General features: G+C 50.5%; 20 protein-coding genes and 1 riboswitch. Of the genes, 7 read left to right on the top strand and 13 right to left on the bottom strand.

Going from position 1 to position 20,395, the window contains the following annotated elements; all coding sequences use genetic code 11:
* Positions 1–4: 4 nt before the first annotated feature.
* The 5 genes from O1Q98_RS02990 to kduI form a co-directional block, all read right to left on the bottom strand.
* A complete protein-coding gene (locus O1Q98_RS02990; protein WP_125259292.1) occupies positions 5–907 on the bottom strand; it encodes a carbohydrate ABC transporter permease in 903 nt (300 codons plus the stop codon).
* The gene (locus tag O1Q98_RS02985) at positions 900–1,790 is read right to left on the bottom strand and encodes a carbohydrate ABC transporter permease (protein WP_125259293.1); all 891 of its coding nucleotides are present in this window, start codon (positions 1,788–1,790) and stop codon (positions 900–902) included. Before O1Q98_RS02985 ends, O1Q98_RS02990 begins: the two co-directional genes overlap by 8 nt.
* A gap of 46 nt (positions 1,791–1,836) precedes the next feature.
* On the bottom strand, positions 1,837–3,468 hold the full coding sequence (pelW, locus tag O1Q98_RS02980; protein ID WP_125259294.1) for a pectate disaccharide-lyase PelW: 1,632 nt from the start codon (positions 3,466–3,468) through the stop codon (positions 1,837–1,839).
* 273 nt (positions 3,469–3,741) lie between these two features.
* Positions 3,742–4,503, bottom strand: coding sequence for a 2-dehydro-3-deoxy-D-gluconate 5-dehydrogenase KduD (kduD, locus tag O1Q98_RS02975; RefSeq protein WP_125259295.1), 762 nt, complete (start codon positions 4,501–4,503; stop codon positions 3,742–3,744).
* Between the two features lie 191 nt (positions 4,504–4,694).
* Positions 4,695–5,531, bottom strand: coding sequence for a 5-dehydro-4-deoxy-D-glucuronate isomerase (kduI, locus tag O1Q98_RS02970; protein ID WP_125259296.1), 837 nt, complete (start codon positions 5,529–5,531; stop codon positions 4,695–4,697).
* Positions 5,532–5,851: 320 nt separating this feature from the next.
* On the opposite strand from kduI, the gene O1Q98_RS02965 reads away from it, so the two are divergent.
* Entirely contained in the window at positions 5,852–6,184 is a 333-nt protein-coding gene (locus tag O1Q98_RS02965; protein WP_035341626.1) for a cupin domain-containing protein, read from the top strand.
* 214 nt (positions 6,185–6,398) lie between these two features.
* A complete protein-coding gene (locus O1Q98_RS02960) occupies positions 6,399–6,947 on the top strand; it encodes a YniB family protein (protein WP_125259297.1) in 549 nt (182 codons plus the stop codon).
* A 38-nt stretch (positions 6,948–6,985) separates the two neighbouring features.
* Here O1Q98_RS02960 and O1Q98_RS02955 read toward each other — a convergent pair whose 3' ends face one another.
* Positions 6,986–7,843, bottom strand: coding sequence for a fructosamine kinase family protein (locus O1Q98_RS02955; protein WP_125259298.1), 858 nt, complete (start codon positions 7,841–7,843; stop codon positions 6,986–6,988).
* Positions 7,844–8,856: 1,013 nt separating this feature from the next.
* On the opposite strand from O1Q98_RS02955, the gene O1Q98_RS02950 reads away from it, so the two are divergent.
* The 3 genes from O1Q98_RS02950 (at position 8,857) to rlmA (ending at position 10,135) form a co-directional block, all read left to right on the top strand.
* On the top strand, positions 8,857–8,973 hold the full coding sequence (locus tag O1Q98_RS02950; protein WP_071604074.1) for a DUF2627 domain-containing protein: 117 nt from the start codon (positions 8,857–8,859) through the stop codon (positions 8,971–8,973).
* Between the two features lie 39 nt (positions 8,974–9,012).
* Entirely contained in the window at positions 9,013–9,222 is a 210-nt protein-coding gene (cspE, locus tag O1Q98_RS02945; protein WP_012769694.1) for a transcription antiterminator/RNA stability regulator CspE, read from the top strand.
* 79 nt (positions 9,223–9,301) lie between these two features.
* Entirely contained in the window at positions 9,302–10,135 is an 834-nt protein-coding gene (gene rlmA, locus O1Q98_RS02940) for a 23S rRNA (guanine(745)-N(1))-methyltransferase (RefSeq protein ID WP_125259299.1), read from the top strand.
* Positions 10,136–10,163: 28 nt separating this feature from the next.
* Here the strand turns inward: rlmA and mntP are convergent, their stop codons facing one another.
* From mntP to manX, 4 genes are all read right to left on the bottom strand, one after another.
* Entirely contained in the window at positions 10,164–10,736 is a 573-nt protein-coding gene (mntP, locus tag O1Q98_RS02935; protein WP_125259300.1) for a manganese efflux pump MntP, read from the bottom strand.
* Between the two features lie 7 nt (positions 10,737–10,743).
* Positions 10,744–10,927: riboswitch (yybP-ykoY riboswitch) on the bottom strand.
* A 325-nt stretch (positions 10,928–11,252) separates the two neighbouring features.
* Complete coding sequence (locus tag O1Q98_RS02930) at positions 11,253–12,107, bottom strand: PTS mannose transporter subunit IID (RefSeq protein ID WP_125259301.1); 855 nt, start codon at positions 12,105–12,107, stop codon at positions 11,253–11,255.
* Positions 12,108–12,121: 14 nt separating this feature from the next.
* A complete protein-coding gene (locus tag O1Q98_RS02925) occupies positions 12,122–12,916 on the bottom strand; it encodes a PTS mannose/fructose/sorbose transporter subunit IIC (RefSeq protein ID WP_125259302.1) in 795 nt (264 codons plus the stop codon).
* Between the two features lie 87 nt (positions 12,917–13,003).
* The gene (manX, locus tag O1Q98_RS02920) at positions 13,004–14,020 is read right to left on the bottom strand and encodes a PTS mannose transporter subunit IIAB (protein WP_125259303.1); all 1,017 of its coding nucleotides are present in this window, start codon (positions 14,018–14,020) and stop codon (positions 13,004–13,006) included.
* Between the two features lie 614 nt (positions 14,021–14,634).
* On the opposite strand from manX, the gene O1Q98_RS02915 reads away from it, so the two are divergent.
* Positions 14,635–16,194 (top strand): TerC family protein, encoded by a 1,560-nt coding sequence (locus O1Q98_RS02915; RefSeq protein ID WP_125259304.1) that lies wholly within the window; start codon positions 14,635–14,637, stop codon positions 16,192–16,194.
* A gap of 172 nt (positions 16,195–16,366) precedes the next feature.
* Here the strand turns inward: O1Q98_RS02915 and O1Q98_RS02910 are convergent, their stop codons facing one another.
* From O1Q98_RS02910 to pabB, 3 genes are all read right to left on the bottom strand, one after another.
* Positions 16,367–17,728: an L-serine ammonia-lyase gene (locus O1Q98_RS02910; RefSeq protein WP_125259305.1), complete on the bottom strand. Its 1,362-nt coding sequence runs from the start codon at positions 17,726–17,728 to the stop codon at positions 16,367–16,369.
* A gap of 293 nt (positions 17,729–18,021) precedes the next feature.
* The gene (locus O1Q98_RS02905; protein ID WP_125259306.1) at positions 18,022–18,657 is read right to left on the bottom strand and encodes a CoA pyrophosphatase; all 636 of its coding nucleotides are present in this window, start codon (positions 18,655–18,657) and stop codon (positions 18,022–18,024) included.
* A 14-nt stretch (positions 18,658–18,671) separates the two neighbouring features.
* The gene (pabB, locus tag O1Q98_RS02900) at positions 18,672–20,048 is read right to left on the bottom strand and encodes an aminodeoxychorismate synthase component 1 (protein ID WP_125259351.1); all 1,377 of its coding nucleotides are present in this window, start codon (positions 20,046–20,048) and stop codon (positions 18,672–18,674) included.
* A 137-nt stretch (positions 20,049–20,185) separates the two neighbouring features.
* Here pabB and O1Q98_RS02895 point away from each other — a divergent pair, with 137 nt between their 5' ends.
* Entirely contained in the window at positions 20,186–20,380 is a 195-nt protein-coding gene (locus O1Q98_RS02895; RefSeq protein ID WP_125259307.1) for a YoaH family protein, read from the top strand.
* The last annotated feature ends 15 nt before the right edge of the window (positions 20,381–20,395 follow it).

Genomic DNA, 20,395 nt, shown 5'->3' with positions numbered 1-20,395 from the left:
TCAATTAACCTTTAATTCCGCTGCTGGTAACGCCCTGAACGAAGTAGCGCTGCGCCATGAAGAAGATGATGATGGACGGCAGAATGGAGATACTCGCCATTGCCAGAATTTCGTTCCACGGTGCGCCTTCTGTTACGTCGATAGACATTTTCAGAGCCAGCGCAATCGGGTATTTATCCACGCTGTAAACATAAATCAGCGGGCCGATAAAGTCGTTCATAGACCACATGAACTGGAACAGAGCGACCGAAATGATGGCCGGTTTCAAGATAGGTACAACGACGTACCACAGCACCTGCCAGGAATTACAGCCGTCAATCTGTGCGGCTTCTTCCATATCACGCGGTACGCCACGCAGGAACTGGATCAACATGAAGACGAAGAATCCCTGCGTTGCAAACGCGACCGGCACATACAAGGGCAGGTAGCTGTTCAGCATGCCCATTTCACGGAACATGATGTACTGAGGAATCAATAACACAGTGCTTGGCAACAGCATGGTGGCGATAAGCGTGGCGAACCAGAAGTTCTTCCACGGAATCTCAAACCGCGCAAAACCATAGGCAACGATAGTCGATGAAATCACCGTTAACAGCACTTTCGGGATCACATACTTGAAGGTGTTAATCATGTAGTGACCGAAGTTGTACTCCGTACCGGTTTTCCAGCCGTTAATAAACCCATCCCAGGTGATATGTGTTGGCCACAGGCTCAACGTCGTAAAAATCTCGTGGTTCGGCTTAAACGATGCTGAGAACATCCAGGCCAGCGGGTAGAGCATCAGGATGCCTACAGCCAGCAGAATGGTGTAACGGATGCCTGCGTTAATTCTTTCACGACGTAACGTGCGGCGAACTTCTGCCGCAGCGATATCCTGCGCAGACAATGGGGAATGAATATCAGCCATTTTTTCCTCCTTTATCGGCGGAATAGAACACCCAGTATTTAGATGACTTGAAGGAGATAGCCGCGAAAATAGACACGACCAGGAACAGCACCCAAGCCAGTGCAGCACCATAACCCATATCGAAATACTTAAACGCCGTATCGTAAATGTAGAGTGAGAACAGATAGGTGTAGTGGGTTGGGCCACCACCGGTAATCACATAGGGCGCGGTAAATTCCTGGAACGCCTGCGTGGTTTGCATGATGAAGTTAAAGAAAATAACCGGCGTAATCAGCGGAACGGTAACTTTCACAAACATCTGCCACTTAGATGCACCATCAATCATCGCAGCTTCGTACTGTGACTGCGGTACGTTTTGCAGCGCGGCCAGGAAAATAACCATCGCCGAGCCAAACTGCCAGACACGCAGCAAGGTAACAGACATCAGCGCCAGCGCGGGTTCACCTAACCAGTTCACCGGGTCTAGTCCGAAGACACCAATGAAGCTATTCAGCAGGCCGTCGATAGCAAACAGCGCACGCCACAGCACGGCAATCGCTACGCTACTACCGAGAATGGATGGCACATAATAAGCAGTACGGAAAAAACCGATGCCGCGTAATTTGAAATTCAGCACGAAGGCAATAAGCAGTGCAAAAATCAATTTTAGCGGAATGGTTAAAAAGACATAAGCAAACGTCACTCCCATGGATTTCCAGAAAAGGTCGTCCTCCATAAACATCCGGTGATAGTTCTCTAAACCGGTGAATGTGGGCGGACTCATTAAATCATACTCAGTAAAACTGAGTACAAACGATGAAAGAAAGGGGAAAGCCGTAAAAACTATCAACCCTATTATATAGGGAGAGATATAAGCGAGCCCCAGCATTCTGTTTTCATTCATAATGCCTACCTACCTACTTTTGTAATGGTGAATCTTTAAAATAAAATCAGCCGATTGATTTTTCCGGGTAAATAAATTCGGTATCGTAAATCACGCGATTTTCCCCATTTATTCGATAGTCTCCATGAATATATCCTCCCTGAGTTAATACGGGGGGCACCTCCGCCCATTTATTTCTACACGCCGCGACCAGCGTCAGTAGAATCACCGGGAATGGATCATCAAGGCGGACATAACGATGATGTTCAGAGCGTACAAATAAACCGTGATGGAAATAACGTTTAAACAGGATTTCCGCCATCTGCCAGGCATATTCTGCCCATTGAGCCGACTGTTTCGCTTCTGCCAGTTCGATAATGGCTAACAGCAGGAAAGGCGATGCAGACTGATTAATCCCTTGTTTTTCAAGCCGGGTTAGCATGGTGGTGATAAGCGTATAAAGTTCATTATCACCACTCAACACCCAGGCGCGTACCAGCGGTAACAGATAGTCGCCTTCTAATGGGAATGGTTTCAGCTCCGTGCCCGCTTTGCCGTAATAACCATCGCGAACAAACCGGTAGCCTGTCATATCTTGGCCATCGTTCCACATTGGGCGCAGGCTGTTACTGTCAGCGTCATAAGCGAACTGATAGTAGTTTTTCAGGCCGCTAATTACCCACGTTAAGATGTCCGCATCCGGTTGGTGGCGTAAAATATCCAGCATAGCCAGCGGGCTGTCTATCAATAACGGGCGCATGTCGCGGAATAACACATTGGCTTCTCGGGCAATCGCGCCAAACTCGGCGCCAAACTGACGTGCTGCGCGGTCGCCAAACCAGGATTGCGTCTGGTTATCATCAGCCGGAACGGGCTGGCGCTGTAACGGTGAGCTGAATTGGTATACCGGCATTCCGGTTTCCGGGTTACGAGCCAGAACATATTGACGATATAGATGCTTACCCCATGCGGCAGCGTTTTCATCGCCGGTATGACGAGCGTAAACGAAAGCCGCGTAAATCAGGTCAGTCCCTGCATTGACGAAAGTCAGCCCTTTGGTCAGCGGTAGTTCCGGCCATTTAGCCGGGTCAACAACGTCATGGCGAGGGTGTAAAAAGACGTTAGGATCGCGCGGCTTGGCATAATCTCCGTGACGGCCTAAATCCAGGCAGTTCCAGTCCTCAACATGTGCATTCCAGAATCCCTGAATGAAATGCGCCGTTTTTTCTGCATCAACCTGATACAAGAAATCGTAATAGGGCAGGTGATGTTTTAATTCGTGAACCAGCGATTTAGATTCCGGCCCTTCGCTAGCCAGCGTATCTAAATTAATAAAACGATGTCCCCCCCAGAAGAAAAGCCCGCTATTATCATCAACGAAGCGGTTGAGAAAATATTCGCTATGCGCTGTGGCATATTGGCGGTATTTTTCTGTTTCTGTGACAGCGCTCATAGACGTCAATAAACGAAACCAATTTTGCTGGCTGGCAAAATTAGATATCGGTGCGTCATGGCCATCAGGAAATTTCCACACTACCGGCGACAGCGTTTTGATTTCAAAACCATCGGCTAATAGCGGTGTCGGGTTGACGACGCTGTGACCATACTGCTGTATCTTTTCAATATGGCTGTTCACGGCGGATAGCCACTGGTCAATTTGCGATTTTCTGCTGGTGTTCAAATCAGTAAAAATACTCATGGAGTACCTTCTTACAGAACTGGACGAAACAGTTCCTTATAAATAGAAACATTGTTTTGATTGATTATATTGCGCAGTTTCCGTATTCGTCATGCGATGATTATCGAAAGTGTGATCAGAGTCGGAACGTTGTTTTGAAAATTTTTTATGGACGTTTGGGAAACGATGTGAGTGATAGAAAGACGAGTAACGTACTGATAGATAAAAGAAAGGCACAATTGATAATTGTGCCTTTGATCACAAAAGTTTTTATAACAATGCTTTTGTAAAAACTTAGCGAGCCAGCCAGCCGCCATCAACAGCAATGGTGTAACCATTGATATAATCAGACGCGCTGGAAGCCAGGAACACGGCCGGCCCCTGCAAATCCTGCGGTAAACCCCAACGGCCTGCCGGGATACGGTCAAGGATCTCTTTGCTACGATCCTGGTCAGCACGTAACTGCTGAGTGTTGTTCGTCGCCATGTAGCCGGGAGCGATGGCGTTAACATTGATATTGTGTTTTGCCCACTCGTTAGCCAGCAGACGGGTAATCCCCATCACTGCGCTCTTAGACGCGGTGTAAGACGGTACGCGGATGCCACCCTGGTAAGAAAGCATGGACGCGATGTTAATGATTTTACCGCCGTGGCCTTGCTTGATGAACTGACGGGCAACCGTCTGAGACATGAAGAAAACGCTCTTGATGTTCAGGTTCATCACGTCGTCCCAGTTCTTTTCGCTGAACTCGATGGCATCTTCACGACGAATAATACCAGCGTTGTTAACCAGGATATCCACTTTACCGAATTCTGCGACGGCTTTTTCTACCAGTGAGGCATGGATGGAGATGTCACTCATGTCAGCGGTCAGGCTGAGGAAGCGACGGCCCAGGGCAGTGACTTTTTCAATGGTTTCTTTCGGCTCGACGATGTTAACACCGACGATATCACAGCCTGCTTCTGCCAGGCCTACCGCCATCCCCTGACCCAGACCGGTGTCGCAACCGGTGATCAGTGCCACTTTGCCCTGTAAATCGAATGTTTCTAAAATCATAGCTTCATCTCTCTGTAAACGACGTGTTTTGTCGTGCGCTTGTTACTGTAGGGAAATACCGGTTTATACCCGTCACATTTCAAGTTGTCGGCGTGTTGGTCACGCTCTGTCATTTCATTCACTGAGTCGAGCCAGCGATTGAGATGGTTGGCATGCCGTCTTCCCGCAACCCGGAATCTATCAGGTAGCTGTTAGCGCAGTTCGCTAACTTTGACGTGATCCATGTCTGAAAAAACCTGGTTCTCGCCAACCATACCCCAGATAAAGGTGTAGCGTTTTGTGCCTACACCGGAATGAATCGACCAGCTCGGTGAAATCACCGCCTGCTCGTTATGCACCACAATATGGCGGGTTTCCTGTGGTTGTCCCATCATGTGAAACACCGCCGTTTCAGCATCCATGTCAAAATAGAAATACACTTCCATGCGGCGCTCATGGGTATGGCACGGCATGGTGTTCCAAAGGTTGCCTGGCGCCAACTTGGTCAACCCCATCGAGAGCTGACACGTAGGCAATACATCTGGAACCAAATATTTGTTGATTGTCCGGCGATTGCTGGTTTCGTCGTCACCCAGCGTTTGAGGCGAAGCTTGAGCGGCGGTGATTTTGCGAGTCGGATATGTGGTGTGCGCGGGAGCACTATTATAGTAGAACTTCGCGGGATGCTGCGGGTCTACGCTGGTAAAGCGGATATCACGCGCGCCTTTACCGATATAGAGTGCTTCTTCATTATCGATATCATAACGCTCGCCATCTACGCTTATCACACCAGCGCCGCCGATGTTGATAGCACCGAGCTCACGGCGTTCAAGAAAGTAGTCAACGCCGAGCTGTCGCCCCACATCCTCACCGAGAGTGAGCTCTCGATGAACAGGCATCACGCCACCCACAATGATTCTGTCAATGTGGCTGTAGGTCATGGTGCTGGTGTCCGCAGCAAAAATCTGCTCGATCAGAAACTCGCGCCGCAGGCCAGCGGTATCAAGCTGGCGGGCGTGGTCACTGTGAATACTCTGACGGACTTGCATGATAGCTCCTCGCTTTCAGATGAACGTCAGGCAGCAGGCCTGACAGGAAAGCGCCGGGCGGAACAGATAACGTTGTGTGGCAGTGACAATGTTGCCTGAACCTTTTTGCCCGGCTCTTTCATGTTATGGCGCGATAATAGTGTGGTTGAGATGTGAATTCAATAAAAATGAAATAATGTTTTATTTATTTCTTGAGAGGCGTCATGGTTTTGCTTATTTTATGTTTCATCTATTGCTGATGTTACTAGAATATCGGCATTTACCCTTTGTGTTACCTTGTTCACAAAAAGGCGGCACGCTGAACTATCTGAGGAGAGAGCATGAGAAGGTACTTTATTGATGACGAGACACCGTGGGAAGAACTGGGCGGTGGTATTAAACGTAAAATCATCACCTGGAGTGATGAGTTGATGATGGTCTGCGTCCATTTCGCCAAAGGGGCGATTGGTACGCCGCACACCCATGACATTCACGATCAAATCGCGTATGTCGCAGCCGGTAGCTTCGAAGTGGTTATTGAAGGCGAAAAACGCATTCTGAAAACCGGCGATGCCTATATGGCGGTGAAAAACGAAATGCATGGCGTTGTTTCGTTGGAAGAGGGCAGTGTCCTGATTGATACGTTCTCACCAAAACGTGCTGATTTCCTGTAAGTGATACACAGTACCGGTTAAATAACCGGTACTTTTCTCCGCTTGTTGTGATTTCGTTCACATGCCGTATCGCTATTGCGCCACCGTGCGCTTCCACCCTCGGCAGTAAAGAAAACGTTGACTCTGTTAAAACCTGAAGTACCCTGCTAACGGGTTTTATGTGTCCGGCCGTTTTTTGCATTATACGGTGGAACGTCACCAACGAGGGGAACTCATGACGTATCAGCAGGCAGGCCTTTTCGCCGTGGTTAAACGGATCACGGGATGGGTCGTCTTTCTTCCAGCTTTATTATCCACGGTGATTTCGCTTGCCAATCTGGTGCATGTTTTTACCGAGAAAAAACAAGGGATTAATGGCGTCATTCAAGATTTCCTGCACTTGGTTGTGGAAGTGTTACGGTTCAACACGCCCTTTCTCGATATCTTTTGGTACAACTCTCCCGTGCCTGATTTTAGCCGGTTGTCCGCTGCCGCGACGGTGATGTTTTGGTTTATCTATTTCCTGATGTTTGTTGGGCTAGCGTTACAGGTTTCTGGCGCACGTTTATCCCGTCAGGTCAGGCATATTCGCGAAGGGCTTGAAGACCAACTTATCCTGGAGAAGATGAAGGGAGAGGAGGGGTATTCGCGTGAAGAGCTGGAGTCTCGGGTCGAGTTACCCCGACATACGATTTTGTTGCAATTTTTCCCACTCTATATTCTGCCGGTTCTGGTGGCCATCGTCGGGTATATGGTGCTGAAAGTATTGGGAATTGTAACCTGAATGGGGCGGTGAAGCCCCGGCAGTTTCAGGTCACGTGATTACAGTAACTGACGTTCTATGGCGTGTTGGGCGGCTACCACATGTTTACCGCCAAATAGATTGGCGCGATTAAGCAGAACGTAAATCTGATACAGTGGCTGGCGTTCAGGGAAATCGCTCTCCAATGGCCAGACGCTTTGATAGCCGTCGTAAATCTGTGCAGGCAGATGAGGATGCAATGGCAACATAGCCAGGTCACACTCTCTGTCGCCCCAGTAGCAGGCCGGATCAAACAGATAGCACCCCTGTGGGGTATTAAGATAATTTTCTGACCATAGATCGCCATGCAATAGAGAGGGCTGTGGTTGATGGCCCGCGAGCCGTTGTTCTACACGGGTGATGAGCTTATCAATGTCGCCGAAATGTAGCCCTTTTTCTGCGGCTAACTGTAATTGCCAGCCAATACGTTGTTCTGCAAAAAAAACCGGCCAATGACGCTGCCAGGTATTAGGCTGGTGGGTAGTTGAAAGATCGTTATCAAAATCAAGGCCAAACTGAGGTTGCTCGCTCCATTGATGCAAATAAGCCAGACGTTGACCTAATTGCCAGGCATCATGTGCTGTCATCGGTTTTGCTGCAAGATATTCCAGTAATAAGAAACTGGCGTCACGATGGCTGCCCACGCCGTATAAAGCAGGCACTTGCACGGTTTTGCTGCGAGCCAGTAATTCTAGCTGCTCTGCCTCTGCCCGGAACTTGTCTAACCATTCGCGGCCATCGCATTTGACAAACACATCGTGTTGCCCATAACGCAAGTACCAGGCGCTATGGACTTCGCCGCCGGGTAATTCCCGACGTTCCAGAATGTCACCGGGGCCAAGATGTTCTTCCAACAGTTGGCTGATAGTCTGCCACATAACTCACCTCCCGTTGATGTTGTCGAACGATCATTAGGTTAGCGATTTGTACAGTAAAAAAACTGAACCTGGCGCACAGCAAACGGTGTTGCCTGATGTTAGACGCAAAAGACTGACCTGACGTGATGCTATCTGACTTTGGGCCATCCTTATCTGTTCCGATGTGCGTGACTGCATTCGTGATAACAACAAAACAATCGAAATAGCAATCTATCTTCCAGACCAGCGCCAGATCCGAGAGATTATTTCGAGCGGCACCGCATTTTTTATTCTCTGTTATTCGTCTTGGCCTGATTAAGATTAATTTATGTTTATTATGGAATGTGATCAACATAACGGCAAAGTGCAAGAGGTGGAAGTAAGGAAAAATATGGCTCACTATCGTTTTTGATAAATTAATCACGCGTTATTGGCGGCTTGATGATCAAGGAAATGGGTATTTTATTCATGCAGTAAAAAAAGAGAAACGAAAGTGAAACAAAGAAGGTGAGATGCAATGTGTTAATCATTTTTTGTAAAAATGATTTCATCAGGACGATAAACGCGGCTGAATTTTAGGCACAAACATTCATCATGGTGCTATTTCAAGATAGTTTCCGTCAGTGATTGATAGTTGCATGGCTTTGTTATAAAAGGATTTTTCTTTCTCTTTTCACGAAAAGAAAAGTCATGTCACAAAATGCGATTTGGTGACTTGAATTATAAGTGAAAATCGGAGAGAGGGTTGTAATATCATTTTGTTATGACAAGGTTCGCGATGATATAGCGTTTAACAAGTATCTTGCTATATAAACTTGCACAATCAACATTGCATGCACATAATCAAAGTACGGGATAGATGTACAACGTGAGTCTTTGATGTATCAATATCTCACAGCTATGCCCGGTGGATATTAATGATACATTAAAGCCTCTAATTTGTGCGACCTGTCCATCACTGGCAAAAAATGGCTTGCCAATGATAAAAGAGTATGTAATAACGCATCTGGGTAAAACGAGGTACAGTTCTGTATATGAATGGCATTTTCAGTAAAGAAGTTTTGAGTACAAACGTTAGCGTTGAATACCACTTCTCTGCCGATCCTTATTTTAGTGCCTCAAACAGTAACGACTCTGGTTTTTCTGTATGACGCCTGTGCGCGGTTTAAACTATTAAAGGAAACTTTGAAATGGCAAAGATTAAAGGTCAGGTTAAGTGGTTCAACGAGTCTAAAGGTTTTGGTTTTATTACTCCGGCTGATGGTAGCAAAGATGTGTTCGTACACTTCTCTGCTATTCAGGGCAACGGCTTTAAAACCCTGGCTGAAGGCCAGAACGTTGAGTTCGAAATTCAGGATGGCCAGAAAGGTCCTTCCGCTGTGAACGTAGTGGCGCTGTAATTTCAGCTCACGCCATAAAACCCGCCAGGTGCGGGTTTTTTGCGTTTTTGTCTGTTGTTTTTATCCCCTCAAGAGTGTTATGCAAAATTCTTCTGCGCTTTATCAGTGCCCTTTATGCCAACATCCTTTACATCATGAAGCTAATCGCTGGTCTTGTGGGCGTCATCATTTCGATTGTGCCCGTGAAGGGTATGTCAATCTGTTGCCCGTGCAATTTAAACGCTCCAAACAACCGGGAGATAATGCTGCGATGATGCAGGCCCGACGGGCGTTTTTAGATGAGGGGCATTATCAGCCGTTGCGCGATAAGGTTGCCATGTTGATGGCCGACAGCGTATCGGGCTCTACTGGCGCGCTGTTGGATATCGGTTGCGGCGAAGGGTATTACACCGCAGCATTGGCGCAAGTGTTAGCCCCACATGGTGGCTCGGTATATGGGTTGGATGTGTCCAAAGCGGCGATTCAACGGGCGGCAAAACGCTATACTCAGGTTGAGTTTTGCGTGGCATCCAGCCAGCGCCTTCCGTTTGCCGATAATGTGCTGGCGGCAGTGTTAAAAATCTATGCCCCTTGTAACCCAGCCGAATTAGCCCGTGTTATTCATTCTGGCGGCGTGTTGGTCACGGTGGCTCCGGGGCCCAATCATTTACTGGCGCTTAAAGCCCAGGTATATCAGGATGTCAGGCCCCACCCCGAGCACGATGAGCAGTTTGCCGGATTCACGCTGGAAACCCAGCATCGTTTGCAATACACCATGTCGTTGAACGGTGCCAGTGCCGCGAATTTGCTACAGATGACGCCTTTTGCCTGGCGTGCGACAGCGGATGTCAAAGACAGGCTGAGTGCTCAGGCTGATTTTCAATGCGAAACCGATTTCCTGATCCGGCTCTATCGACGCAGCCCGGCAAACTAATGCGGGGACGGGCCCCGCACCGGTTATATCAGGCGAGATTGTGCAGGTGTTCGTAGAGGATGTTGCAGCCAATGCCGATAAGCACCAACCCACCGATGATCTCTGCCCGTTTACCGAGGATGGGGCCGACATACCGGCCAATCATCATCCCAAGAGTCACCATCACCATGGTTGCACACCCAATTGCCATGGCGGTATGAACGATATTGACTTGCAGGAAGGCGAGCCCAACGCCAATCGCCATGGCGTCAAGGCTGGTAGCGATAGCCGTGCATACCAGAATGAAAAAACTGTGCCTGGAGATTTTTTCGTCATCAAGGTGATGCTCACCCTTGAGCCCTTCCAAAATCATGCGCCCGCCTAAAATCACAAGTAAGCTGAAAGCGACCCAGTGATCCCAGGCGATAATAAAGCGACTGGCATAAAACCCAAGTGCCCAGCCGATCAGCGGTGTCATGGCTTCTACCAGACCGAAGATAAGGCCGGTACGCAGTGCTTCACGAAAACGGGGATTATGTAAGGCAGCGCCTTTGCCAATTGATGCAGCAAACGCGTCCATAGACATGCCAAAAGCAAGGATAAGTGTTGCAGATAAATTCATGTGTAATAGCCTCGGCTGGGCGGTTCTCCATATCCACGCAACCCACCCCCAACCAGATGGCAGATAGCGTGTCTATGGTCTCGCCTGCTCGTTGGCCGCCCGCACCACGTTCAGTGAAGAACGAGTATGTTGATACGGGCATTCCTGAAGCAAACTATTTCAGGAATCGGCTACTCCCCAATGACGGCGCAAAGATACCATATTACTTTGGCGTGAAACAACATTAAATAATATAAAGTCACTCTCTGAGGTTGATAATCATTATCATTTATTGGTGAGTGAGATGCGGGCAGGAAATATATCACACAGCGTGTGGTTAAAATAACACCAATAAAGTTATGGGATTATATCGCTGTATATTAATTAATGCTGTTAATAGCGAACAACAAGGGCAGTGTTATCAATAATAACAAAACTATATTAGTGCATCATGTCATCGAGCACCTCGGCATAAAGCAACGCTATTGCCTGGCGCGAAACAAGAAATTGCAGGGCCGGAATAACCGGCCCTGAGTATTACAGCCCCAATAATCCGCCCCAATAACCAACGATACCGAGAATAAAGAAACTGATAATTAACCAGAGCGCATTAATTTTACGTCGCAGCAGCCACATGCAGCCGAACGTTAATAACAAAGGCACTACACCTGGCATTAATTGATCCAGAATGGATTGAACCGTGGTTACGGTTGTCTGCCCATTCTGGTCAGTGACCCGAGAGACAACCAGTGGAATATTGACATGCGTCCATTTGTTGACCAGCGCCCCCATGACGAATAACCCCAGAATAGACGCGCCTTCAGTCATTTTTTGCAGCAGCCCGCCCCCCATGTCGCTGACTATATTCGCGCCTTTGCGGTAGCCGTAAGCAATACCGGAATAGCGCACCAGTAAACGCACAACATTGAATAAAACGAAAAACAGCAGCGGCCCTAGTAAGCTGCCATTCATGGCAAGCCCCGCTCCCAAAGCGGCAAATACCGGACGCGCCGTACCCCAAAATATCGGGTCGCCTACACCTGCTAACGGCCCCATGAGGCCCACTTTTAAACCATTAATCGCGCCGTCATCAATGGGGGCGCCATTGGCACGCTGCTCCTCCATTGCCAGTGTGACGCCTAATATGGGCGCGGCGACGAACGGGTGTGTATTAAAAAATTCCAGATGGCGTTTAATCGCTTGTCTGCGTTCAGGCGAATTCTCCGGGTAGAGTCGGCGAATCGCCGGAACCATAGAAAAACAAAATCCCAACGCTTGCATACGTTCAAAATTCCATGAACCCTGAAAGAGATTTGAGCGTAGAAAAACGTTGCGAATATCGCCACGGGTTAATTGTTTTTTTGTCTCTGCACCAGTTGCCGTATCTGACATGATATTTTCTCCTGTTAATCCAGTTCATTATCAAGGTCGTTGTTTGATAACGTCGCGATGTTCTGGGGTTTGTGATATTTCGGGTTAAGCTGGATATAAAGCACAGCCATAACGATGCCAATAACGCCGAGAGCGACCAGATTAAAATTGGTAAAGGCAGCGGTAACAAACCCTAAATAGAAAAAGGGCATAAGGTAGCCGGCACGCATCATATTAATCACCATCGCATAACCGACGACGACAATCATGCCGCCGGCGATATTGAGGCCGGTGGTGACAACGTCGGGAATTGATGACAGCAGCGTATGTACGGCCTGCGTACCTACGGACACGGTAACGATAACGGCGGGAATGGCGATGCGCATGGCTTGTAGCAGCAGCGCGCTAACGTGAATCCAACTGATGGCAGACAGATTACCGCGCTCGGCGGCGCTGTCAGCCGCATGCTGAAAAGCGATGGTCAAAGTGCGTACCATGATCGTCAACACCTGACCTGCGGCTGCCAATGGAATCGCGAGGGCAATACCGGCACCGATGCTTTGCCCGCCCGCAATGACCAGAATCGTCGAGATGATTGATGCCAGCGCCGCATCCGGTGCCATGGCCGCGCCAATGTTCATCCAACCTAGCGCTATCATCTCCAGCGTGCCGCCGATAATGATCCCGGTTTTGATATCGCCAAGCACCAGCCCTATTAGCGTGCAAGCGACAAGTGGACGATGAAACTGAAACTCGTCAAGAATAGAGCCCATACCAGAAATACAGGCCACAATAAATATCATCACGATGTGAAATGTGGTGATCGCCATAATGCTATCTCCTGTGAGAATAATGGATTGCCAACGTGCGTCGCGGTGCCATTCATCAGGCGCAATGTGCTAGCGCATAACGTTGTGCTAGCGCATAACTTTGGTTATCAAATCCATCATGTTGAGTTTGGTGTCGCTTGAAACTTTACGGACTTCCAGCTCAATACCGAGTTTGTGAAGCGTGTTGAATGCTTCAATGTCCTGAGCATCGATAGACACCGCATGGTTAATCTGTGTTTTGCCCTGGCGATAGGCCATACCACCAATGTTAACCGAGCCTATTTTTACGCCCGCCTGCACCAGCCTCAGCACGTCCGTCGGGTTAGTGAACAGCAACATGACGCGCTCGCCGGCGTATTTCGGGTTGTTATAAACCCTAATCGCTTTGGCGATATCCACCACGTGGGCTGATACACCGGGCGGTGCAACCTGCGTGAGCAGTGTTTTGCGAACCCCGTCTGCTGCAACTTCATCGCTGACGACGATAATCCGGCTGACATGTGTCTCTTTTGTCCACCGTGTGGCGACCTGGCCGTGTATCAGGCGATCGTCAATACGAGCAAGGCCAATGAGCATCTGTCCACGGGTTATTACATGGTGCTCTACAGGGGAACGGGAAGGTGCTGGCGAGGTGTGTTCAGGAACGGTAGGGGGGTTTTCAGAGATAGTAGGGGGGTGTTCAGTGAAAGTAGCGGTATTTTCAGGAACCGTGCTTTTCAAGGATTTTACACCGGCTTTGCCCGCTGCAATAGCCGTGGCGACCAGTTCGTCAAAATCGGGGTTATCGTCACGGGCCATTAATGTTTCAGCCAGCATCGGAATGTTAACACCGGCGACCACATCGTAATGCCGCTTGCCCGTGACCAGGCGGCTGGCCGCATTAAAGGGGCTTCCCCCCCAGCTATCAACCAGAAACAGAACTCCTTCATCGGCATCCAGCTCGGCCAGCTTCGCCTGATATTTTTCCATCAGGATCTCGGCATTTTCACCGGGGACAAAATCAATCCAGCCAACGTTACGCTGTTCACCAAGGATCATTTCCGCTGTCTGTAACAGTGGGCCGGCAGTGGTGCCGTGAGCGCATAGCATGATAGCAATACTCACTTGCTCCCTCCTTTTTGCATGAGTCATTGTGGCGTTGAGAATGGAACGGCTCGCTTACGGATAAATTCACCCACTTATCGGTAAGCGAGATGCAGTATCGACAACATCGGCATTTAGCGTATATCACGGTATAAAATCTCACCATTTACGGTATAAGGCAGTGATTAACGCCAGATAACACCAATGTTCGCAGTCTTAGTTTATGGTGCGAAATAAGTGAATGATGTGATGGTGGTCGATAATTGACCTGATGATAATCTGTACTTCGAGCCTGAGAGGGGCAAAAAATCGGCGGGAATAGCGTGTGCGATGGGGCTCGCATGGCGATAAAATCGTGGTGGAAAATGCCATTAACTCTGTTAAAGTTATCTTCCTTTTTATTACAGAGGAGTAACGGGCAAACGCCCTTCCCATGGACTGTCACCGACGATTCATTTCTGTTGCCCCGGCTTTGCCCGGCGGTGTTTACGACGTAACCGGCACCTCATGCCATTCTGTGAACGGTACTGATATTTTCTTATCACGTATTTTATTGTCGCACCTTTCTCTTACACGATTAGCGCACCATGCGATGGCATTGGTGGCGTACGCTCGTTCATTTTTCGGAGTCTGACATGGAATTTTTGCTGGATCCCTCAATCTGGGCAGGCTTATTTACGCTGGTAGTGCTTGAGATTGTTCTGGGTATCGACAACCTGGTCTTTATCGCCATTCTGGCGGACAAACTTCCGCCTCAACAACGAGATAAAGCCCGTGTTATCGGACTGTCGCTGGCATTGCTGATGCGTCTTGGTCTGCTGTCGTTGATCTCCTGGATGGTTACGCTAACACAGCCGCTGTTTCATGTCGGTGAGTTCAGTTTCTCCGGTCGTGATCTTATTTTGCTGGCGGGCGGGATCTTCTTGCTGTTTAAAGCCACGATGGAATTGCATGAGCGGCTGGAAAACCGCCCTCATGATGCCAATGCCAACCGTGCCCATGCCAGTTTTTGGGCCGTCGTCATTCAGATTGTGATTCTGGACGCGGTGTTCTCGCTTGATGCCGTGATCACTGCGGTAGGCATGGTGAATCATCTCGGCGTCATGATGACGGCGGTGGTGATTGCCATGAGCATCATGCTGCTGGCGTCCAAACCGTTAACCCGCTTTGTGAATGCGCATACAACGGTGGTGGTACTGTGTTTGAGTTTCCTGTTGATGATTGGTTTGAGTCTGGTGGCCGAAGGGTTCGGTTTCCACATTCCGAAAGGCTACCTGTACGCCGCGATAGGTTTCTCGATTCTGATCGAAATGTTTAACCAGATTGCCCGTCATAACTTTATGAAACATCAGTCGCGCCGTCCGATGCGAGAGAGAACGGCGGAGGCGATTTTACGCCTGATGGGAGCCCGCGACAAAGCGGCAGATGATGATCAGCAAGAGCAGCCGCAGCAACAGCCGCAAGAGACGTTTGCCGAAGAAGAACGCTACATGATTAGCGGCGTATTGACGCTGGCGTCACGTTCACTGCGCAGTGTGATGACGCCGAGAACGGACATTTCCTGGGTGGACTGCGAGCGTTCAGTGCAGGATATCCGTCTGCAATTGCTGGATACGCCCCATAGCCTGTTTCCCGTGTGTCGCGGCTCGCTTGATGAATTGGTCGGGGTGGTGCGGGCGAAAGACTTGTTGGTCGCGCTGGATGAACATACCGATGTTGAACAGTTTGCTGCGGCTACGCCACCTATCGTGGTGCCGGAAACGCTGGACGTGATTAATCTGTTGCCGGTATTACGTCGCGCGAAAGGCAGCCTGGTCATGGTGACGAATGAATTTGGCGTGGTTCAAGGCCTGGTTACGCCACTGGATGTCCTTGAGGCGATTGCCGGCGAGTTCCCGGACGAAGATGAAACGCTGGATATTACGCAGGAAGGCGATGGTTGGTTAGTGCGCGGTGGCACGGATTTACATTCGTTACAACAGGTTCTCGATGTGAATGACCTGGTTGACCCAAAAGAGGATTACACGTCGTTGGCGGGGCTGCTGCTGGCCCACAGTGATGAGTTCCCGAAAGTGGGCGATCAATTGGTGCTGCATGGGCTGAATTTCCATATCCTTGCCACCTCCGATTATCGTATTGAGTTAGTACGGATAACCTGGGTGCAAGAGGCGTCGGTACGAGCGGCGTTGCCATAATAATGTCGTTGCTCCGGTGGCGATGCCGCCGCCGGAGTGAGTCGGCTCTTGCCGAATAATCAGCACGTTGTCTTGGCATGCGCCAGCCTTTGGGGCGCAAAAAAACGCCTGATAAACGCAGTCGGGCTGCACGTATCAGGCGTTCTGTCGTTAGCTGAGGGGCGTTTTCGCCTTAGTCACACTGCACTTTAATGGCCAGTCCTCCCCGCGATGTTTCCCGGTATTTGGCATTCATGTCTTTACCGGTCTCATACATGGTTTCGATCACTTTATCGAGAGACACCCGTGCTTCCGTGGTGCGGCGAACCGCCATACGCGTGGCGTTGATGGCTTTTACAGCGGCTATCGCATTGCGTTCGATGCAAGGAACCTGAACCTGACCGGCGACCGGGTCACAGGTGAGCCCCAGATTGTGCTCCATGCCGATTTCTGCCGCGACGCACACCTGTTCCGGGCTGGCGCCGAGCAGTTCGGCAAGGCCAGCGGCGGCCATTGAGCAGGCTACGCCGACTTCCCCCTGACAGCCGACTTCAGCACCAGAGATAGACGCATTCATTTTATACAGCGATCCAATCGCGCCGGCGGCCATGAAATAACGCAGGTAAATACCGGGCCCGACCGGTTCGATAAAATGGTCATAGTAGGCCAGCACGGCCGGTACAATCCCACATGCGCCATTGGTTGGCGCGGTGACGACGCGGCCACCGGCGGCATTCTCTTCATTGACCGCCAGAGCAAACATATTTACCCAATCCACGACGTTCATCGGGTCATTGGATAATTTATCTGACGACACCAGCATACGCCGCAGCGCCGCTGCGCGACGCGGAACCCGCAGCGGCCCCGGCAATACCCCCTCGGTATTCATGCCTCTCTCCATACAGGTACGCATGGTGTGCCAGACGGCGGCAAAATAGTCCTCTATCTCGTCGCGGCTATGCAGCGCCAGTTCATTACGCATCATCATGCCTGAAATGGACAGACCGCTCTGTTGACAATGGCCGAGAATCTCCTGTGCCGAACGGTAAGGGTACGGGACTACGCACGTGGCACTTGGCTGTTGACCGAAATGTGGTTCCGCCACAATAAAACCGCCGCCAATCGAGTAATAGGTTTGGCGGTATAGCGGTAAATCGCCGGCAAAGGCGGTCAGCGTCATGCCGTTTTCATGCAATGGCAGGTTCTCGGCACGAAAAATCATGCCGCCTTCACGGGGGAACGCCACCTCGTGGCTGCCCGCCAGCCGCAGGCGCTCGTTCGTCTCCACGTCGCGGATAAAGGCGGGGATGGCATCGATGTCTACGGTATCCGGCTGATTGCCTGCAAGACCAAGAATAATTGCGATATCGGTATGGTGGCCTTTACCCGTCAGCGCCAGCGAGCCATAGACCTCCACCATAAGGCGCTCTGTACGGGCCAGTAGCCCCTGCTGTTGCAGTTCATCGACAAATTGCTTACCGGCTTTCATCGGTCCGACCGTATGAGAGCTGGAGGGGCCAATACCGATTTTAAACATGTCGAATACGCTTATCACGCTGGATACTCCTTTCAGGGATGGCCTGTTGGTGGGTATAACACTGAATATAAGAAACAGATAATGTAAAAAACAGATAATGTAAGAGACGGCAACAGCGCCTGTGTCGCCGGATGTCCCTATCTGCTCCCCGAGGCTGATGAAGAAGCAACTCAGGGGCGACTTACCGGCGTTATTCCAGAATAAACGCGTATTCCAGAATAAAAATCTCTGTCTGCGCTATTGTAGTGAAGAGTGTGCTACGACATTCGCCTTTTCACATGAAATAAAGTTATGTTGTAGCAAAAAATAACTTATGGCAGCGCCGGTGTATTGAGTGGCTCCGCAACCTGTAATGCCAATTGTCGAATGATTGCTGCGGTTAACCCCCACACGAACTGTTGTTGATACCAGGATAGATAAACACGATGGGTGCGCTGATGACGTTTGATATCCAGCGCATGGTAGCGCTGTAGTGTGAATGCTTCGCGTAACGGCATTTCAAACAGCTCCGCCACTTCATCGGCGTTTGGGCGAAAACGCACGGTATCTGGCAGCAGGCCCACCACCGGTGTAACGCGATAACCGCTGGTGCTGTCAAACGCGGGCAGGGTGCCGAGAATATCGACGGACTCAGGAGGAATGTCCACCTCTTCATGGGCTTCACGCAGCGCGGTGGCGATGAGCGAGCCGTCTTGCGGGTCAGCCGCGCCACCGGGAAAGGCAACCTGACCGGCGTGTTTGCGAAGTCGCGCTGAACGCCTTGTGAGCAGCAGGCAAGGGTCGGCACGACGAATAACCGGCACCAGAACCGCCGCCTCGCGAACATGCTGCGTCGTTGGCCCAAACGGTGCCGTTTGCAGCTGAAAGCGGGTAATAAACGCCTCCAGATTATAGCGGTGGGGCGAATAAACCGGGTGATGGGCGAGTAATCGTCTGGCATCGGGCATACTGAGCTACCTGCTTATTGTATTGGCGATACTGTTAATAACGGCAGGATGCGGCCAAGCTTGTCGAATGTTTCCTGATATTCTGCCTGTTCCTTGCTGTCGGCCACAATTCCGCCACCAGCCCAGCACGAAAGAACGCCGTTGGCGGCAATAAGCGTGCGGATAGTAATGTTGGTGTCCATCGTACCGCACAGGCTGATGTAACCGATACTGCCACAGTAGGCGTTACGTCGGTGCGGCTCGAGCTCTTCGATAATCTCCATTGCTCTGACTTTGGGCGCGCCGGTAATTGAACCGCCCGGAAAGCAGGCGCGTAGTAAATCGGTAGCATGCAGATGTGCGGGCAAGCGTGCCTCAATGGTACTGACCAAATGGTGTACTGCCGGGAACGGTTCGACGACAAATAACTCCGGCACACTAACGCTGCCCGGCTCTGCCACCCGGCCAATGTCGTTACGAAGCAGGTCAACAATCATCAGGTTTTCCGCCTGGTCTTTGGCGGAAGCGGCCAGCTTCGCTGCCTGACGGGCATCGTCGTCGGCCTGTGGCAAACGGGGTAGTGTACCTTTGATGGGGCGGGTTTGGATGTGGTGGTCATGCAGCCACAAAAAACGCTCTGGTGACACGCTCAGTATTGCCCCTTGGGGCAAACGCAGAAAGGCGGAGAAGGGGGCGCGATTGCCGCGTGAAAGATGCAAAAAGGCCTGCCACTCATCACCCTGATAGGGGGCCTGAAAACGCTGCGTGAGGTTTATCTGGTAGCAGTCGCCAGCGCGCAAATAGCGCTGAATTTGGCGGAATTTCTCACCATATTGCTCGCGGCTCATATTCGCGTGCCAGTCCCCGGTGAGCGCAAAAGGGTGTGCAGGCGGTGCGGTTTGGGCCATTAACCAGGCCAGGCGAGCGGGCGCGTCACCGTGGGCCACCAGCGTCAGGCGTTGGCGCTGATGATCGGCAATTAACGCCCAGTCATACAGGCCGACCGCCATATCCGGTTGGGTAATATCCCGCTCGGCAAGGGTCGGTAACTGTTCTACCCGGCGGCCTAAATCGTAACCAAATAACCCGAGCGCCCCCCCCTGAAACGGATAGTCAGGGTGTGGTTCAACCCGCAGCTTTAATGCATCAAGCTGTTGTTGTAGCAGTGAAAAAGGATCGCACGATGAGGTGTCGAGTACGCCGCCTTCACCATCGGCAAGCGTAGTGATGTCCCCGACGGTTTGCAGGGTTACGCGCGGCTGCGCCACCAGAATATCAAAACGGTTATGGGGATGGTCGGCAAAGCCTGAGTGCAGCAACATGGCCCAGGGCCGGTGCGACAGCGCGCCAAAAAACTGTAACAGGGCATCGGGCTGATAAGGCAGTGCATGATAGACTGGCGATGTTGGCATAGCGGTACGAGTACGGTTTCTCAACGGTGGTCTACCGGCAGCTGAATGCTGAACCGGCGGCATCAATAATAGCGATGGCAAGCGTACCACAAACCGTGTGGGCGCGCTCCGGTATAACATTCTCAGGAGATTAACGCATGTTTGCAGGTATTCCGGCACTGACACATGAACAGCAGCAGCAGGCCGTGGAGAAAATACAGCAGCTTATGGCTCAGGGCATGAGCAGCGGCGAGGCGATAGCACAAGTGGCGCAAGCGCTGCGTGAAAACCATCAGGGTGCGCAGGTGGTGGCGCGCTTTGAAGACGACGACAGCGAGGGCGACGGTAATTAATCTTCTTCACCTTCT

This window comes from Dickeya lacustris, from assembly GCF_029635795.1.
Taxonomy (GTDB): domain Bacteria; phylum Pseudomonadota; class Gammaproteobacteria; order Enterobacterales; family Enterobacteriaceae; genus Dickeya; species Dickeya lacustris.
The sequence above is the reverse complement of the archived record's forward strand: the minus strand, read 5'-3'. Positions and strand labels throughout refer to the sequence as shown.

Bases quoted from the DNA above. Each gene is read 5' to 3' on its own strand.
- cspE (WP_012769694.1), top strand. From the start codon at position 9,013: ATGGCAAAGATTAAAGGTCAGGTTAAGTGGTTCAACGAGTCTAAAGGT.
- kduD (WP_125259295.1), bottom strand. From the start codon at position 4,503: ATGATTTTAGAAACATTCGATTTACAGGGCAAAGTGGCACTGATCACC.
- pabB (WP_125259351.1), bottom strand. From the start codon at position 20,048: ATGCCAACATCGCCAGTCTATCATGCACTGCCTTATCAGCCCGATGCC.
- O1Q98_RS02960 (WP_125259297.1), top strand. From the start codon at position 6,399: ATGACGTATCAGCAGGCAGGCCTTTTCGCCGTGGTTAAACGGATCACG.
- O1Q98_RS02955 (WP_125259298.1), bottom strand. From the start codon at position 7,843: ATGTGGCAGACTATCAGCCAACTGTTGGAAGAACATCTTGGCCCCGGT.
- O1Q98_RS02990 (WP_125259292.1), bottom strand. From the start codon at position 907: ATGGCTGATATTCATTCCCCATTGTCTGCGCAGGATATCGCTGCGGCA.
- O1Q98_RS02925 (WP_125259302.1), bottom strand. From the start codon at position 12,916: ATGGCGATCACCACATTTCACATCGTGATGATATTTATTGTGGCCTGT.
- O1Q98_RS02930 (WP_125259301.1), bottom strand. From the start codon at position 12,107: ATGTCAGATACGGCAACTGGTGCAGAGACAAAAAAACAATTAACCCGT.
- O1Q98_RS02915 (WP_125259304.1), top strand. From the start codon at position 14,635: ATGGAATTTTTGCTGGATCCCTCAATCTGGGCAGGCTTATTTACGCTG.
- O1Q98_RS02985 (WP_125259293.1), bottom strand. From the start codon at position 1,790: ATGAATGAAAACAGAATGCTGGGGCTCGCTTATATCTCTCCCTATATA.
- O1Q98_RS02950 (WP_071604074.1), top strand. From the start codon at position 8,857: ATGAATGGCATTTTCAGTAAAGAAGTTTTGAGTACAAACGTTAGCGTT.
- O1Q98_RS02905 (WP_125259306.1), bottom strand. From the start codon at position 18,657: ATGCCCGATGCCAGACGATTACTCGCCCATCACCCGGTTTATTCGCCC.
- mntP (WP_125259300.1), bottom strand. From the start codon at position 10,736: ATGAATTTATCTGCAACACTTATCCTTGCTTTTGGCATGTCTATGGAC.
- pelW (WP_125259294.1), bottom strand. From the start codon at position 3,468: ATGAGTATTTTTACTGATTTGAACACCAGCAGAAAATCGCAAATTGAC.
- kduI (WP_125259296.1), bottom strand. From the start codon at position 5,531: ATGCAAGTCCGTCAGAGTATTCACAGTGACCACGCCCGCCAGCTTGAT.
- rlmA (WP_125259299.1), top strand. From the start codon at position 9,302: ATGCAAAATTCTTCTGCGCTTTATCAGTGCCCTTTATGCCAACATCCT.
- O1Q98_RS02965 (WP_035341626.1), top strand. From the start codon at position 5,852: ATGAGAAGGTACTTTATTGATGACGAGACACCGTGGGAAGAACTGGGC.
- O1Q98_RS02895 (WP_125259307.1), top strand. From the start codon at position 20,186: ATGTTTGCAGGTATTCCGGCACTGACACATGAACAGCAGCAGCAGGCC.